This window comes from Candidatus Arsenophonus nilaparvatae (assembly GCF_045346035.1).
GTDB lineage: Bacteria > Pseudomonadota > Gammaproteobacteria > Enterobacterales > Enterobacteriaceae > Arsenophonus > Arsenophonus nilaparvatae.
Map to the genome: position 1 here is coordinate 90,892 of NZ_CP158507.1, position 19,699 is coordinate 110,590.

7 protein-coding genes are annotated in these 19,699 nt (G+C 33.8%); 1 reads left to right on the top strand and 6 read right to left on the bottom strand.

Annotated features, from left to right (window positions below; translation table 11 throughout):
* Positions 1–23 precede the first annotated feature (23 nt).
* The 3 genes from lolE to lolC are packed head-to-tail and all read right to left on the bottom strand — an operon-like array spanning position 24 to position 3,173.
* Complete coding sequence (gene lolE / locus WH390_RS00485; RefSeq protein ID WP_032116479.1) at positions 24–1,271, bottom strand: lipoprotein-releasing ABC transporter permease subunit LolE; 1,248 nt, start codon at positions 1,269–1,271, stop codon at positions 24–26.
* Between the two features lie 2 nt (positions 1,272–1,273).
* A complete protein-coding gene (gene lolD, locus WH390_RS00490; RefSeq protein ID WP_032116458.1) occupies positions 1,274–1,978 on the bottom strand; it encodes a lipoprotein-releasing ABC transporter ATP-binding protein LolD in 705 nt (234 codons plus the stop codon).
* The gene (gene lolC / locus WH390_RS00495) at positions 1,971–3,173 is read right to left on the bottom strand and encodes a lipoprotein-releasing ABC transporter permease subunit LolC (protein ID WP_032116457.1); all 1,203 of its coding nucleotides are present in this window, start codon (positions 3,171–3,173) and stop codon (positions 1,971–1,973) included. The genes lolD and lolC overlap by 8 nt, the downstream gene beginning before the upstream one ends.
* A gap of 195 nt (positions 3,174–3,368) precedes the next feature.
* Between lolC and mfd the strand changes: the two genes are divergently transcribed.
* Positions 3,369–6,809, top strand: a complete 3,441-nt coding sequence (gene mfd / locus WH390_RS00500) for a transcription-repair coupling factor (RefSeq protein WP_032116456.1) — start codon at positions 3,369–3,371, stop codon at positions 6,807–6,809.
* Between the two features lie 85 nt (positions 6,810–6,894).
* Here the strand turns inward: mfd and WH390_RS00505 are convergent, their stop codons facing one another.
* From WH390_RS00505 to WH390_RS00515, 3 genes are all read right to left on the bottom strand, one after another.
* On the bottom strand, positions 6,895–8,199 hold the full coding sequence (locus WH390_RS00505) for an NAD(P)/FAD-dependent oxidoreductase (RefSeq protein WP_032116455.1): 1,305 nt from the start codon (positions 8,197–8,199) through the stop codon (positions 6,895–6,897).
* A gap of 257 nt (positions 8,200–8,456) precedes the next feature.
* A complete protein-coding gene (locus tag WH390_RS00510) occupies positions 8,457–16,520 on the bottom strand; it encodes a C80 family cysteine peptidase (protein WP_032116454.1) in 8,064 nt (2,687 codons plus the stop codon).
* Between the two features lie 37 nt (positions 16,521–16,557).
* Positions 16,558–19,665, bottom strand: a complete 3,108-nt coding sequence (locus WH390_RS00515; protein ID WP_148305603.1) for a calcium-binding protein — start codon at positions 19,663–19,665, stop codon at positions 16,558–16,560.
* Between the last annotated feature and the right edge of the window lie 34 nt (positions 19,666–19,699).

A 19,699-nucleotide genomic window follows, 5' to 3' on the forward strand; every position in this document is an offset into this window, starting at 1 on the left:
AATGACAGCAAAAACAACAACGGTTATTGCCCACTTAAAATTCGCGCCGGATCTATTTTTGTTGCCCGTTTAGCTGGATACCAACTTGCGAGTAAACTTAAAATTAATGTTGTTAACATGACATAAAATACATCGGTAATATGGAGCTCAGAGGGTAAAAAATCGATAAAATAAATATCACCTGATAAAATAGGATGACCAACAATACTTTCTATACATTTAATGATAGTCGTTAAATTTAGTGATATAAAAATCCCGACTAACATACCAATAAAACAACCCACCATTCCCGTTATTAATCCATACCATAAAAAAATAGCACGAATAAAACTATCTTTAGCACCGAGTGTTCTCAACACCGCAATATCGGTGCTTTTATCTTTCACTGCCATTACCAGCGTAGAGACAATATTAAAACAGGCGACAGCAATTACCAAAATCATGGCCAAATACATGATGCCACGCACCATTTGAATATCACTATACATATAACCATAATCCGCTATCCAACTTTTAATAGTGACATAATGGCCAGTATTTATTCCGGCATCGTAAACCACTTTATTGGCAGCAAAAACATCATTCACACTGATCTGAAAACCAGTAATACCATCACCATAGGCTAAATATTGCTGCGCATCTTGCAATGGCACAATTGCCAGCTGATGATCTAACATACCATTTAATTTGAATACGCCAATAACCGTGACACTAATTCGATTCGGTTGCTGAATACGTAATTTATCATCATGATTAGGGATCATGATGGTAATATGATCCCCAGGCGAAACTTTTAATGTTTCTGCCACACCTTGACCTAAAATAATTTCGTTATTACCTGGTTTTAATTTTTGCCAGGCATCATTCAAGATAAAATCAGGTAACGAACTAACTGATCGCTCTGACGATAAATCAACACCGGCTACCTGGATCGCCTTCAATGCATTCCCCTTTTCGAGCAACCCAGTAAAATTAATATAAGGTGATACACCAACAACCCCTGGTGTTTGTCGAACCTTAGCTAAATCAGCTTGCCAATTTAAATAAGGCTGATTGACTGCCGCAATTTGTCCATGAGGGACAACTGAAAGTATGCGATTTTTTAATTCACGTTCAAAACCATTCATTGCACTTAAGCCAATAATCAACACTGCAACGCCAAGCACAATACCCAGTGTAGAAATAATCGAGATCAGTGAAACCAAACCAGCTCTTTTTTTACCTCGACTAAAACGAAGTGCAATTTTTAACGCACGGGGTAATTCCACCATGATCATTGCACTCCTATTAAGCTCGGATCATCCTGTAAATAGCCATCCCGCATTTCCAGCTGACGAGTTAAACGACCGGCAAGTCGCAAATCATGAGTTACAACTAAAAATGCCGTCCCTTTTTGTCGATTAAGATCCATTAATAAATCAAAAATGACATCTGCATTGTGTAAATCCAAATTACCGGTCGGTTCATCCGCCAGTACTAAAGCAGGTTCATTAACAATTGCCCGAGCAATTGCAACTCGCTGCCGCTCACCGCCAGATAATTCAGCGGAGCGATGATTAACTCGATGCGATAAACCTACTGCTGCTAACATCTCACTCGCTTTTTGCTGCGCTTTCACACGTGTCATTCCACCAATTAATAACGGCATCATTACATTTTCCAACGCAGTAAAATCCGGTAATAGATGATGAAATTGATAAATAAACCCCAACTTCTGATTGCGTAGTTCAGCTCGCCCATTGGTAGAAAGTGAGCTAATTTTTTTACCATCAAAAATGACATCACCGCTAGTTGGCGTATCTAATCCACCCAATAAATGCAGTAGCGTACTCTTGCCAGAGCCTGAACTACCCAAAATTGCCATCATTTCACTTTTTTTGATTGAGAAGGAGATATTTTTAAGTACATTAGTCGAAATTTTGCCATCTTGATAACACTTACAGAGGTCCTGGCAAACTAATAGCGGAGAATTATTCATAACGTAAAGCCTCTGCAGGTTGAACGGTGGCTGCACGCCAAGATGGATAAAGGGTGGCCAATAATGAGATAGCGATTGAAGATAAAGCGATTAATATAATACGAGCAGGATCAATAGATATCGGTAATTCGATTCCTTTAGCCAACAAACCTAACATAGGCATAATTATATTAAGCTGGCTTGCGATAAATAGACCTAATAATGTTCCAATGATGGTACCAATGATGCCTGCTCCTGCTCCCTGTAACATAAAAATAGCCATAATCTGGCCCCGCTTTAAACCTAATGTTTGCAAAATAGCCACTTCAGACTGTTTTTCCATAACTAATAATGAAAGTGAAGTAACAATATTAAAGGCCGCCACGGCAATAATGAGACTCAATAATAATCCCATCATATTTTTTTCCATTCTCACTGCCTGAAAAAACTCACCCTTTCGTTCGCGCCAATCCTGCCATACCATACCTGCTGGTAACGTCTGTTGACTCAAGCTATCAACGGTTAAAGGTGCCTTAAGATAAAGTCGCCAACCCGTAATATTACCGATCGGATAACGCATTAATCTTGCCGCGTCCTGTTGATTAACCAATAATTCGCTATTATCGGCTTCACCTTCGGTAGCAAAAAAACCGGCTACCGTGAATAAACGCTGACTGGGTATTCTGCCCATTGGCGTAAGTTGACTAACACCTGGGACAATTAATCTCAATTGATCCCCCCTCTTTAGCTCAAGCTGTTCAGCCAACTTTACGCCTAAAATAACGTGGTAACTACCGGCAGTTAATACTGAAGGATCAACGTCTTGCAAATGATTTAACAAAGGCTCGGTTGACTTTTCATCAACGCCAATCATGACCGCAACCCCCACATTTTGGCTGCTTTGCAATACAACATCACTTTCTACAATTGGGGCAATGCTTTCGATTCCTTCTAGGTAGGTTACATTTTTTGCTGGATATTGATTGGGATTGAGATTACCTTTAGGTGTCGTTAAAATAGCCTGTGGCATATATGCTAAAATACTCTGCTGCAATGAGCGTTCAAAACCATTCATAACAGCAGTGACGGTAATTAATGCCATAACGCCTAATGCAATGCCAATCGTAGATAAACTCGATACGAACCGACCAAATCGGTCGCCTGTTCGTCCACGCATGTAACGTAGACCAATATAAAAGATAACAGACTGAGACATGAAATCCGATATACCTCTGTTGCCAAAGCAAAGTGTTTGGCGATAATAAAGGGTAGCGTCACTGAATGGAACCACCCTAAGCCAAAGTTTTACGATTTTTTATATCTAACTTAACAGATTAGACTATTTTTCGTTTGTTTTAGTGTCAACAAAACAAGTATTACAATTTCTATCAATGAGAATTAATTAATCCTTATGCCGGCAAAATATTATTACCAACTACCCAAAAAGCAAGGTGATACACGCCATTTGGGGTGTCTAATTGGCGCGGCAGCCGCTGTTGAGTGTGCTGATATTGTCGAACGCCATCAAGGTCTTGTCGTTTTAATCACTCAAGATACGCATAATGCCTTAAAATTATGTGATGAAATACAACAATTTTCGCAAAATTCAGTGACAATGCTTTCGGATTGGGAAACACTACCTTATGATAGTTTTTCACCACATCAAGAAATTATTTCTGCGCGCTTAGTCAATCTTTATCGACTACCAACCTTAACAAAAGGTTTGTTAATTGTTCCGGTTAATACATTAATGCAAAAAGTTTGCCCTGCTGATTTCCTAATCAGCAATGCACTGGTAATGCATAAAGGCGACAAACTCTCACGTGAAAATTTGCGTAACAATCTTGATAAAGTCGGTTACCGACATGTTGAACAAGTACTCGAACATGGTGAATATGCTACTCGTGGAGCGTTACTTGATCTCTTTCCAATGGGCAGCGATAATCCATATCGGATTGACTTTTTTGATGATGAAATTGATAGCTTAAGAACTTTTGATGTTGATAGTCAACTGACTATCAGCGAAGTTGAGCAGATAAATCTACTGCCCGCTCACGAATTCCCAACAGATGATAAAGCTATTGAGTTATTCCGTAGCCAATGGCGTGAACATTTCGACGTACGGCGTGATCCTGAGCATATCTATCAACAAATTAGTAAAAAAATAATGCCAGCGGGAATTGAATATTGGCAACCTCTTTTTTTCAATCAACCACTATCTTCTTTATTTGACTACTTGCCTGCTAATACTTTATTGATCACGCAAGATTTAACAGCGGCGGCTAATAGATTTTGGGCTGACACTTATCAGCGCTATGAGAGCCGAAATGTTGATCCCATGCGTCCGCTACTACCGCCTGATACACTTTGGCTAAATAGCGAACAACTTAATCACGCCCTTAAAACTTGGCCACGTATCAAAATTTCAGTTGCGCCGGTCGGTCAAAAAGCAGGCAACACTAACCTTCCCTACTTAGCTTTACCTGATTTAAGTATCAGCCAGCAAAATAAAGCCCCACTTGATAAACTGGAGCAGTTCAGCAAAAATTTTGCTGGCCGAATTATTTTTTCTGCAGAAAGTGCCGGACGGCGTGAAACTGTACTAGAGCTATTAGCACGGATAAAAATCAACCCTATTAAGATTAAAATGCTGCGTGAAGCAAGTAATGCAGGCTTTTATATCACCATGGGGGCAGCTGAGCAGGGTTTTACTAATCAGGATCAACAAATAGCTCTTATTTGTGAAAGCGATATTTTAGGTAAACGGGTTATTCAACGTCATACTGAACAACGTAAACCAATTAATACCGATTTATTGATCCGTAATCTGGCAGAGTTACGCCCCGGACAACCGGTTGTTCACCTTGAACATGGGGTTGGACGTTATCAAGGTTTAACCACTTTAGCCGCAGGAGGTATTCAAGCTGAGTACTTAATGCTGACTTATGCAGGCAATGATAAACTTTATGTTCCGGTTTCATCGCTAAATTTAATTAGCCGTTATAGTGGCGGCGGTGATGAAAGTGCACCACTACATAAATTAGGTGCTGATGTTTGGACTAAAGCGAAACAAAAAGCAGCTGAAAAAATTCGTGATGTGGCGGCAGAACTGTTAGATTTTCATGCTCAGCGTAGCATAAAGCCAGGTTTCGCTTTCAAGCATGATAAAATGCAATATCAGCTCTTTTGCCAAGGTTTTCCTTTCGAAACAACCGTTGATCAAGAACAGGCAATTAATGCCGTTTTAAGCGATATGTGTCAACCTATTGCCATGGATCGCTTAGTTTGTGGTGATGTCGGCTTTGGTAAAACCGAAGTAGCGATGCGAGCAGCATTCCTGGCAATAACCAATAATCAACAAGTTGCCGTGTTGGTACCTACAACGCTATTGGCGCAACAACACTTCGATAATTTTCGCGACCGTTTTGCAAACTGGCCAGTACGGATTGAAATGCTGTCACGCTTTCGTAGTAACAAAGAGCAGCAACAGATTATCAACGCAGCGGCTGAAGGAAAAGTGGATATCTTAATTGGTACCCATAAATTACTGCAAAATGATATTCGTTGGAAAACACTCGGGTTATTAATTGTTGATGAAGAGCATCGCTTCGGTGTTCGCCATAAAGAATTAATTAAATCGATGCGAGCTAATGTTGATATTCTAACATTAACGGCAACACCTATTCCTCGAACCCTTAATATGGCAATGAGTGGCATGCGTGATCTATCGATTATTGCCACTCCGCCTTCTCGTCGATTATCGGTTAAAACCTTTGTTCGTCAATATGATGATTTAATTGTGCGGGAAGCAATTTTGCGTGAAATATTACGGGGTGGACAAGTTTACTATCTGTTTAATGATGTAAAATATATTGAGAAAGCCAAAGAGCGTTTAGAGTCGCTGGTACCTGAAGCGCGTTTTGTAATTGGCCATGGTCAAATGCGCGAAAGAGAGCTGGAGCGGGTAATGACCGATTTCCATCGACAACGGTTCAATGTATTAATTTGCACCACCATCATTGAAACCGGAATCGATATTCCTACCGCTAATACTATTATTATTGAACGGGCAGATCATTTTGGTTTAGCGCAATTACATCAACTACGTGGCAGAGTTGGCCGCTCTTATCATCAAGCTTATGCTTATCTTTTAACACCACACCCGAAAGCTATGACCGGTGACGCGCAAAAACGGCTTGAAGCGATCGCAGCACTAGAAGATCTTGGCGCTGGCTTTGCATTGGCTACCCATGATCTAGAAATTCGCGGTGCTGGCGAGTTGCTCGGTGAAGAACAAAGCGGACAGATGACCACCATCGGATTTACACTTTATATGGAACTGCTAGAAAACGCCGTTGAGGCTTTAAAGCAAGGCAAGGAACCTTCTTTAGAACAACTTACCAGCCAACAGACTGAAATTGAGTTAAGAATGCCGGTACTACTGCCGGATGACTATATTCCCGACGTAAATCTCCGATTATCGTTTTATAAAAGGATTGCCAGCGCCAAAAATGACAATGAGCTGGAAGAGTTAAAAATTGAACTTATTGATCGTTTTGGTAGCCTGCCTGATGCAGGCAAGCAGTTACTACAATCTACTGCCATTCGGATGCATGCACAAGCATTAGGCATTAAACGAATAGAAGCTCATGAAAAAGGCGGATTTATTGAATTTAGTGAACAAAATAAAGTAAGCGCGAATTTTCTTATCGCGTTACTGCAAAACTCAGCTGATATTTATCGGCTAGATGGGCCTAATAAATTGAAATTTGTTAAACCACTAATCAATTATGCTGAAAGGCTCACTTTCGTCAGACAATTAATAACTGATTTTCAGTCACACCAAGTATAAATTAACTTGTCGCTTCTTATTTTGATTACAGTAAGAAGCGATGGTTAATATCAAATTTGCTATTATTAATAGCGATCGGCATAAATTAATGTAATTTTAATCTAGGTCGAATAATACGATTAATACTACCCACTAACATCATCAATCCGGTTTTAATATAACCATGTAACGCTATTTGATGCATACGATAAAGTGAAATATAGACGATACGAGCGATTTTCCCTTCAACCATCATATCACCGCGCACTAAATTTCCCATTAGGCTGCCAACCGTACTAAAACGAGACAATGAGACTAAAGAACCATGATCTTTATAAACATACTCTTGCAACGCTTTATGATCGAGTAATGCCAGGATATTTTTATAACACAAAGTGGCCATTTGATGTGCAGCCTGGGCGCGAGGAGGTACAAATCCACCCTCTTTTTTAGGACAAGATGCGCAATCACCAATAGCAAAAATAGAATTATCTAGCGTCGTTTGTAGTGTTGATTTAACGACTAATTGGTTAATTCGATTAGTTTCTAAGCCACCAATTTGGTGCATAAAATCAGGTGCTTTAATACCCGCAGCCCAAACCATAAGATCGGCGTTAATTTTTTCTCCCGATTTAGTGTTAAGGCCATCTCTATCCGCACTAGTTACCATGGTCTGTGTTAAAACACGAACACCCAATTTGGTTAATTCATGATGTGCAGCTGTTGAGATCCGTACCGGTAATGCCGGTAAAATACGTTCTCCCGCCTCAACCAGGGTTACATTAAGCGCTTCCTTATCCAAGCCTTCAAAACCATAACTGGTTAATTGCTCGATAGCATTATAGAGTTCAGCAGAAAGTTCCACCCCAGTTGCGCCACCACCAACAATGGCGATATTAATCTTATCATCCGGTTTATGTCGCACCGAATAACTGAGAAATAAATTTAACATTTCGTCATGAAAACGATGTGCTTGCTGTGGATTATCCAAGAAAATACAATGATCTTTTACGCCGGCGGTACCAAAATCATTAGACACACTGCCTAACGCCATCACTAAAATATCAAAATTTAATTGCCGCTCAGGAACTAATAATTGGCCTTCCTTATCATGTATCTCTGCAAGCGTAATGGTTTTATTTTCACGATTAATATTTGTCAAACAACCTAATTGAAAATGAAAATAGTGATTACGGGCATGCGCCAAATAACTCAGAGCATCTACTCCATCATCTAAAGAGCCGGTCGCAACTTCATGCAGTAAAGGTTTCCATAAATGGCTTTGATTGCGATCAACTAATATAATCTCAGCTTTATTCTTGCGTCCTAATTTATGCCCCAACTTGGTTGCGAGTTCTAATCCTCCTGCCCCACCACCGACAATGATAATCTTGGTTTTTGGCGTCATCATAACTACCCTATCCTAAAATAATTTTTTGTTATTTAAATAAATTTAACAATTAGCTTCAAATAGCATAATTTTTCAAAAAAAGTTTATTTTGCCAACAGAATAACATAGTTGATTATTTGCTCATACCTAAATTAATTAAAATCAATTTAGCTGGTTATTTTTACATCATTACTATTAATAATAAATGAAACAAAGTACTGCGATTATTTACAATAACCAATACTCACTATCTAATTTCTATTTATCAATAATAGTGTTTATATGGTTGTCGCAACACTAAAATCTGCCTCAACATTAAAGGTAGATAGATAAGTAATTAAATCGATACTGCTATTTTCGCTTTTATTGTCAAACGCAGCCATGAAATCAATTAAACCATTAATTTGTTCATTATTAAGCGGTTCATTACGTCCAATTCCAGCTTTAACAGTAATATTTTGTTGCTCATAATCTTCAATCAATATGCCAGATAAACTATCCGAAGAGAGGTATGAGCGATTGCCGTTATGATCAACAATCTGATAATCAGCGATCTTTTTATCCTGCAAAATAATGGTATCTTTGCCACCACTGTTAATAATTTTAATATGGCCATTAAGATGATTAATGAAAATAATATTGTTACCTTTTCCTGCCGTCAAGGTGACATTTCCACCGGTCGTGATAAGAATATCATCGCCATCACCACCATAGAGTGCATCATTGCCTTCACCATCAAACAGAATATTATTACCCGCTGTAACCGTAATAATATCATTACCTTTTCCTCCCTTAATAATATGCCCCCTTTGACTAATATCGGTGACAATATCATTACCATCACCGGCATCAAGTAATTTTTCATTCAGACGATAATCTAATGGCAACACAATAATATCATCTTGTTCTGTTGCCATTTGAATAGGATCCAATGGCTTAATAAAGTTGCCCTGTTCAGACAAAATTATATTAAATTTTTGCTGATTTTTATCCTGAATTAGAATATTTATTGATGCTAACTGCTGCCAATTTACAAATTTTATTCTGGCTATATCATTTTTTTTATCTTTATGTACCAGCTCATTATTTTCAAAGAAAAAGTCATACCCACTATATTCAGCTAAATAAATAATTAATCTATCATTTTCAGTATAAAGCTCACTTACTGCGCCATAATCAAAAGTAATATAAATAGCCACTAAATTAGGAATTGACATATCATTAATATAATAATGATCTATACCTTTTGTCAGATGGAAATAGCTATTACTTTTTATATTATAAAAATGGTTATCAAATTGATCGCCAGAAAACTTTGTTTCCACTGCCTCTAATGCGGTTTTCATTGGTCTAATATTATTTGGTAAGTAATATGTTTTTTTATATGTCTCAAGGGTATTTTCTCGCAAATCAATACCAACATAATAAGATCTGGCCGCGCTGACATGACGTTCAAACTTTCTAACATACATAATCTCAAATAAAACATCTTGATAAGAGGTGGAGTCCAACAATTGAGATAAATAAGGGGTTAATAAAAACCCATCCTGAGTAAATATATTATATTGATGAGTTAAAAAACGTTTGCCATCACCATGATAATTATAGGCATTCTTTAGTTTTATTTGAATAACACTTTTTGCTGTCTTATTCAGCTCAGATGAAGCATCTATTTCAATTTTCAGAATAATATCACTGTTAATTAATTCAAATGATTTTATTTCATCTAACTGATACTCCAGTCCGATAATAGATTCATCACTGTTGCTCATTTCATCTATTACTGCATATGAATTATAATTAAACAGTCGATTAAATTTAAATCGCTGCTTTTGTAAGCTGGGATTGATAAAAATTTGCTGTTCTGGATGCCACTGATTAAAAAAGCGATAGTCAGGTAAGATTTTTATATGATCGGTCCAATTATAACGTTGAATAACATACCGATCAACGCCATTACCGCCGTTAGCATAGCCCTTTGTTAATAAAAGGGTATCATTACCGTCCTTACCATATAAAATTACATGCCCATTGCCACCTGCTAAAATATTATCTTTAGCATTACCAATGATAATATTATGTGCTGTATTCGGCCCACTGGCATTTTCTAAATTATTAATAGATGCAACAAGTTGTGAAGTATTGTTACTACTACTAACAAAACTTGTCATTCTATGATGAGAATAGTCAAAAGTGCGAAAAGGTCGCGTTAAATATTTTACGGTACTATTTTCTAAATCAATATAACAACCGCGAAAACTGGTATTGTTATGTTTATTATAAATAGAAAAATCTGGCTCTATAAGACCAATACTTTGTTGAATAGGTAATGTATTAATAATAATACTATCATTACCATCTTTACCGTAAAGATATTTTATTTTACTAATTTCAAATTGCTTATTATTAAAGATAAAAATATCATCGCTATTACCCCCAATAAATATTTTTTTACCATCATATATTTCAAATCGGTTGGCTACTTCCTTCAATCCAATAATAATATCATCGCCATTACCTGTATTAAAACTTATGCCAGAAATATAAGCCTTGTTATAGGTATTTCTAAAAAAACTTTCAGCATAATCATAGGAGTGTGTTAATCTAGGCCACAATGATGTTGTATAAATGACCATTGATTTTTGACTATCCGATGCAAACAATTTATGCCTATTAGAATAATTATCTGTATAGTCTAATAATATATTATCTGAATTTTCCTCTAATAAAATCGTATCATTAGTCGCTATTTGTGAATGTGGAATATATTCTTTAATTTTGACAGGTTCAATATCATAACGATCTGGAAATTGCTGCAAAATTAATCTGATTTCCTGTTCGGAAAAACGTCTTTTATTCTGCTCTATCTCATGATTAATAGATTCATTGGTCCATAAGGTGATGGCTGAATTTGAAAATATATTGAGATATTTTGCTATCATATGATGTTCAATATCTTGATAGACCAGATATTTATGTGTCTGTTTATCTATTAAATGAAAATAAGGTAACTCTTCTGCTTGCTGCATTTCTTCAATATAAACATGTAAAGTATAACCAAATGGTTGTAATTCAAATTGAAATTGATTGCGTTGTTTTTCAAATAACGCTTGTTTAAAACTATCGGCTACCTGAAATTGCTGTAATTTATTTTGTATCGCATAAGTTAGATTCAGTCCCAAAGCCGCTCTTAGACCAGTTTCAAATTCTTCCCCTGAAGTTAATTCAATTTTTTCTTTAATTTTTGCTACTGTTCGTACCGCATTATAGGTCATTCCCCCTAACATTAAACTGGTACCAAACGCAATACCAATCGGGCCTGCTGCTGCTGAACCAGCAAAAATAGCCAATGCGGTACCAAGTCCGACACCCGCTCCCAGTACAGATAACATGCCATTAATAATCAGATCTTGACGTATAGCAGGATCTTGTTCGGTCTTTAGTTGGCTAAAACTATCATAAGCATAATAAATATCAAATCCCGCCGCCATCGCATTTAAAAAAATGACCGCCCGGCCAGTAAACGTACCTGCCACTCGATAAGAGCCAGTTATTTTATAAGCGCTTTTTAATAACAGCGGTTGCAAAATATCAGTACTAAAATTAGCTGCCGCAGCACTCCAAGCAATGGCGATATTTTTACTTATTTCAGACCGCTGCTGATCATTCAATTCTGTAGACTGTTGCTCTGTTAACATGGTGTGGGTAGAGTTAATCAATTGAAACAGACCAATAGCCTGAGTACCATAACCAATTTTATTCATCATGCGAGCATAACGAGGCAATTTGACACTATTTTGCCGCAAACGTGGCCAAAGAGTCTTATCTGGGTTATGTTCAATAGCGGATAATCTTTCTAATAATAGTGCTGATGTAGCCAGATCCTGTTCATTAGCTAACAATTGACTCTTTGATACGACTCGACTTAATTGTTGGTTAATTACGCTCACCAGCTTTAAATTCTCCTGCGAACCATTCGCAAAAGTTAAATAATCATTAAGTTGCTGAACATCGAATGTCAATTTATTGGTATTGTTAGCTAATAGCCTGGTTGATTGCTCTGTCACTGGCCGATTATCAATCTGTGCGCCAGCTTGTTGTAAGGTTGCTAATTGAATATGGGTGGCACCCGTTTTTACTATTGATGGTCGCTCAACAACCGGGGATTTATCAGGCAATTGGGTAATTAGTGAACTAATTTTAGTTTTTATCTCCTGAGTAACCTCAAGACGATAAATATCAAATTTAAATTGACCTTCAGCAGTTTTTTCTATGCCGATTTCAGCAGCTCTGGTGGTTTTATTTTTTACAATAAAATTTTTCGGCAAATCTACCGTTAAATAATCAGTTAATCCTCTAAAAATTGCAGCTGAAAGATCCAGCTTATTTTGCCCACTAAATACAATTTCTCCACCTTTTGCATCAAATAACGCATATTGATAACCATCAGTTTGCTGAGTAATTACTACAGTGAATACCGAATTACCCGCTTTTAATTGGTAACCGCCTATTTCCGCCACCGATAACCACTGTTCAAGGGATTGTGTAGTTAGCAATTGAGTTATATTTCCAACCATATCTTGTCGTTTAATATATTGGAAAACCTGCTCGAATTGCTGCAAAAAATAGCATTCTTCGGTAGAAAGCGGATTTATCAAACGTTGTTCATGTAATTTACGATGATATACCAGTAATTGATGAATATTATCATTAGCATCAACCGGAAAGCTGCTATACATTATGCCTAAAGTCGCCTCAATATTAGCGGCAAAAATATTACTGTCATGTAATAAAAAAGCGTGTGAAAATAATCTCATTTGTCCATCAATATCAGCTCTACGACTAATATTTTGTTTTAATTGGCTAAAATTGATAAATAAACGACGATACCAGTGATCACTTTTCTCTAATGCAGAGCGTAAAGCTAATCCTTCAAGCCAACTTTCGGCAGAAAGTCCTATCAAATCACTTAATGAGGTTTGTAAACGTATATATTCTGGATAATTAGCAACTAAAGATAAGATTTTTCCCTCATGCACTTCATTTATGCCTAAAGAAAAATACTGCTTTAATATCCAACGTGACTGATCACTTAAATTATGCAACACACTTTGATCACAATATATTGCATCCAGTAATGAAGATAATTCATGCGCTTGCTGCCATAAGGGTAATTGTGTATCTTTACTAAAAATTAACTGCCAATCAGCCATTGCATTAGTAGAAATATGCTCATTTTGCTTAAAATAATTATTCACTTTTTTACTAATAATAGGATCATAAACCACTTGTTGTAGTTTATTAATATCAATACCGTTTCGCTCATTAACGAAGTAGTTTTGTAAATAAAAAGAATATTCTGACACTGCCTGCCAAACAGGCACCTCTTTCAATGCAATACTCATTAATAAGGATTGAGTAATAGGAATATCATTTAACAAAATTTGTTTTGTGACAGAGTCATAACGACAGTTAATAAAACTAGCATTATGATTTAATAAATTCTCATTCACCAAAAAACCTTTACGCTGGGTATAAAATGTTATTATTGTATCAATACCGATAGCAGAAAGCCGTTTTGCAACCCCAGATGCAATCCAATCAGCATTATAAGGACTAGCATTTTGCCCCATAGTGGTAGTGCTAATAATGCAGACTTCCTGTGGGTTATCCAACACAAATTTTTCTTTTAAGGTTAATAAAGCTTTTGTCAATAATTGTGAATCCAAGCCGCTAAATTTTTCTCCTGCTGGTGAAACATAACCTAATAAAAACCAGGCTTGCTCACCTTTTTGCTGAAAATCAGCTAATTTTCCATATTCAATAAAATATTTTTTTCGATTAGTATCAATCTGAATAATTAAAGTATTATTTGGATCTAGCATCGCGATCAATTCAGCTTGCTGACGAGCCTTATCATCGCCAGAAAACCGCAATATAATATTTTTTTTTGATACTGCCGGTAAATGACTATTATTTTCAATAATAAAATTTGCATTAACTTTACGCCAAACAGGAACGTCAGTTATCTGTTTTGCAATTATTCTATTTAGCAGGATTTGATTATCAAAAATAAGATTATTGTTAATAATTTCATGATAATATGTTTTAAAAATGCTATAAGCTTCATTTTCATAACTGACTAATTTTATTAAATCAATATTTAAATTACCTTGATAATCTGAAAAATATTTTTTTAAATAAATTTCATTTTCTGATAATATAGAATTTACTGAATCATTATAATTTCCTAAATCATTTAAAATTGAAAAAATATAATCTTGGCCATTGATATAAATAGTGTTTGACAACTGATGATATTGATATGTTTTCTTATATAATGCCATATTTTTAGTATTACTTTCCAAAAATCCAATTTTTGTTATTCTATGACCTGAATCAGAAATATAAACATTTTTTGTATAAGCAGAAGTTGCTGCATCAAATTGCTGATCCCACAATGCGCGGCTTAGCTTAAGCGCGTTATCTTCTATAATATTATCACTTGCAAGCTTACAGCCGACAAAAACGATTTTTGGGGGCTCATGGTGATCAAATACAATTTGTTTTAATGTTTTTAAGCCTTCGGCAAAAGCAGCTGGCTCCATACTATTAAAATATGAACCATGGGCAACAACCAGCCAACGTACATTACCTCGTTTTCCCAACTCAGCTGAATTATATTTAATTCGATACTGATCACTTTCCATATCATAATAAATAATCGTTGTTTGAGTGGGATGTTTATTTTTTAATTTTTCAACCGCATCAGCGACAATATTATCATTTTGAATCTGGATAATAATAGTATATTGTCGACTTAACGCTGAATCAGATAATAGTTGACTGTCACCAACCACATGGCTATTTTGGTCATTCGCGTTGCCATGTTCGACAAAAATAAAATCATCGATTTTTTTGATTACATAAGGCGATTTTTTCTGATTTTTGATTTCAGATAAATGATCAGGAATGGTATCAATATCATAATATGAAATAATATTTTGTTCAGATTCGATTAATATCGATACTTTATCTGAATTTAATATTTCTTGATACTCTTCATGAATGATATTTAATATTTTATCAACGGATAATTGATTAATAATAACATTTTTTATAACTTTTTCATTATTATTCAAGTAACTTAATTTAACTAATACTAATTGATTATAAAAATCAACATTAACAAACTCTATACTAACATTATAGAGTAAATTTTCATTAACAATAAATAATCTTATTATTTTTTGTTGATTTTCAAAAATTATTTTTGTTGCGGTTATCGCTATATCTTGTTGCTTAATATCTAAATCAATTAATTGCTGTTTGATATCATTGCTATCTTTATAAGCAGCTATCATTAATTTATAATTACCATTTTCATTTTTAGTTATATTATAATCTTGTTCATGTTCTTTTAAATAGGACAGCAAAAATAACCTAAATTTTTTTTTATTATCAAAATTAAATACACCAATATTACTATCAAAAAAGGTATAATTAACTGCCTGATGCTTATTTTCTATCGAAAATATCATCATATGATTGCCAGTAAATAACTCAAAATATTTAGCATTATATTTTACTGGTTGATTAAGATAGTTAGAAAAAAAAGAATCAATCCCTAAAAAATAATAATGGCGATCATGAGTTTGTTTAAATAAAACAGTTTGCATACCATTGTCTAATGTGAATTTAATACTATCAATATAATATTTATATTTTTTCTCTAATAAAACTTTATTAAAATTATATTTTATATTTTCAATTAAATCAACATCGTTACTCTGATAGTTGGCTTTTAAATCAATATAAAGCTCGTCAAACCAGCTTGAATCATTTAAATTACTATTCAATTCCAATACGTTACTTCTCAATCTATCAATATAATGATGTGCTGTTTCATTAGGTAACATATCAAACCACATATAGGGATCTGGTACATAATTATTAATATCTACATAATTAAAATGTCTTTTTTGTATATCAATAATTATAGTAAGAATACGATTCAATTTTTCTTTAGCGTGAACTTTCTCTGCCATTAGTTTGGCTTTTACTAAATTGGTAGAGCTTTCTGAAATTGGTATTTCAATCGTATGAATTAATTGTTTTAGCTCAATTAAGAAGGTTTCTCCTTGTCGGCTTCCTCCTTGACGAATATTAGCCATATAATAGCTAGATAATCCAAGACAAATATTCCCTTGGATATTATTTAATAAATTCTTATTACCATATAATATAAATTTTTCAGCGATATGAATAAGTTTGTTTTTTGACATTAAATATAAGTAAGTAAGTTGAGAAAAATTAATATCTGCATTATAATTATCAGGCATAAACATTCCCTCTAATTTTCATTTCCTTTCAATAATTTTATAAATTACTTATTTCCTTATATTGATATATTTGGTTAACAAAATCTCTGTCATCATTATCTAAATTAGCAATCATTGTCTCATAATTGTTGTGCTGAAAAGCTGATGCAGCACTTATTAGTAAATCTATATTTTCATTATTTAATAGTACTGCGTTATTTAATGAAGTACTAATCTCCACATTATTTTTATATTTTTCATAATCATAAATAGTTATTTCTTTTCTGCTATCTAACGATGAAATAATTAAATTATTATCAACACTCTCATTTTTATAGATATTTCCTATTCCTTGTATATAAATTTTAACTTTACCTTCAGCAAGAAAAACTTTTGTCTCATTATTGTTATAATTTATTACTATGATATTATTACCTTTTCCTGCTGAAATAATATTATTGCCATTTGTTGATATAATAATATCATTACCATCACCTGCCGAGATAATATCATCACCATCACCATCACCATCACCATCACCATCAATAATAATATTATGACCTCCTTTAGCGGTAATAATATCATTACCACTACCACCAATAAGAATGTTTCCTAACTCAGTCATATCAGTAATAATATCATTACCAGCTAATGCATTAATTTTTCTTTGTAGTATATTACTTTTGATATAATTAATATTATCATCATTTTCAGTAGCAATAATCATTGTAACTGTAGGCTTAATACTATATATATCATTTTTATATTCAATATTAAAACTTTCATTATTTCCATCGATAAGGTAAATTTTGCCAAAAAAATCATTGGTATTATTAATAAATATAATTTCAGCTGTATTGTCATTTTTACTATAAAATAACTTATTCTCATAAAAGAAAAAATCATGGCCACTATAATTTTTTATAGCAATAATAATAACATCTTCATGTGTATAGCCTGTAATGATTTCTTTAAAATCAAAAATAATATTTTTATTATTACTAAAGTCTTTAATCTCAAGATCATCAATAATATAAGTATCTATTCCATGAGAAAAATTAATATATGAATTATTTTTAATTGATATAAATTTATTATTAGCATTATTACCATAAAATAAGGAATTTTCTGCATTATGAGTAGCCAATAATGGTTTTATCATAGGGGGTAATAGATAATTTTTTCGGTAATTTTTTATACTATTATGGTTTAAATCAATCTCAATCTGATTATTAATTATAGAACTCTTATTTTTATCTAATTCACTAATGTATATAGCTTCAAATATTTTTTCTGGTGGTGTTGATATTTTTATTTTGTCAGTTAAATCCATCGATAATAAAAAACCATCTGTTGTTTGTAAAATATATTCATGGTTAACCATTACATTATTATTATCAAAATTTCTATACGCGTTCTTTAAAACCAAATTAATATTATTTATATTTAGATTACGTTGAGCACTAATATTCCTTTGATTATCAAAGGCAGAAATATTAATGCTAATATCATTACCAGTTATTGCTAATTCTTTAATTTCATCTAAATAATAATCAAGATTTACGATACTTTTCGTTTGAAATTCATATTCATCAATAATAATCTTCGCATCAATATTATCTGTTGCTCTATTTATAGCAATATTTATCCATATTTGATTTTCAGCATCCCAAATATAATCTATACTGCGCCAAGCTAAACTTGCAACATACTCATTCCAACTATAACGCTCTATAATATAAGTATCTTGCTCTTCGCCACCATTAGCATAACCATTATTCAGTATAATAGTATCTTTTCCTCCCTTACCATAAATAATATCTAAACCTCCATTACCGTTTAAAATATTGTCTTTTTCATTAGCTAAAATAACATCTTGATTATTTTTTATTCCAATAATATTTTCAAAACTAACTAAATCAGCATGAATATCGGTTTTATTACTACTATTAACCAACAATTCAATATTTTCAAAACCAGCATAGATAGATTGGTGAAGAAATCTTAATGAACCTTGCTCTAAATTAATAAAAGTTCCTGTTAATGAAAGAGTTATATTATCAGATAGAATTCCATCACTACTTAACGATACATTACTATAATAACGAGGCAATTGAGCAATAATCAAAGTATCATTTCCTTTATCACCATTAAAATATTTATATTCTGTAGCACCCAATATTTCACTTGATAAAATAAAAACATCATCCTGTTCGCCACCAATAAATATTTTATGGCCATTATAAGACAGGAAACGATTTTTTACTGCAATTAAGCCAACTGCAACATCATCACCATGGCCTAAATTAAAATTAATACCAGTAATTTGTCGTTTTAAACTTCCTTTCATCAAATAATTATGTAAGCTTTCATAAATAAATTCTGGCTGATTTTTTCCAGCTAATGAATAAATAGCGTATGCATCAGAAAATCGATAATTATCCAGGTAAGGTTGATTTGTTAATACTTTAATTATATTATCCTGCTCTCGGCTGAACATAATAACTTCATTTTCACCTTGAGTATTAATCGGAATATAGGTTTTAATTTTTGCCGGTTCTACCAGATAACGTTTTGGGTATTGTGCAATAATTTTTCTGACCTCTTCAGCAGTAAATTCTCGTTTAGCCACTTCAATTGCTTCGCTAATTTGTTGTTGTTTCCATAAATCGAGAGATAAAGTAAGAATATTTAAATCATTTTTTAAATATTCATAATCATATTGAATAGTTAGATTTTTATTCTTCAATAAGTAAAGATTTGTATGTTTATCAAACAAATGATAACGGGGTAATTCGACAATTTTTTCTTCTTCTACAACAAATATATTAAGATTATAGCCAGCTGATTTTAAGAAATTGGTAAATAAATCTTTTTCGCTTTGTATTCTATAAGCTTTAACCGCATTTTCTGTCTGTTGTTTTAATAACTTATTGCGTACTGAATAACCAGCTGTTAGCCCTAATGCAGCATTGAAACCTGTTTGAAATTCTTCCATGGCTGTTAATTGCACATTTTTTTTAATTCTTTCAACAGTACTATAGGCGTTATAAAACATACCTACTACCATTAAACCGGTACCGATCGCAATACCTACTGGACCCGCATACGAACTACCCGCTAACATAGTTAATGCACTGGTAATACTTACGCCAGCCCCTAGCAAAGATAACGTACCATTAACAATTAAATCCTGGCGT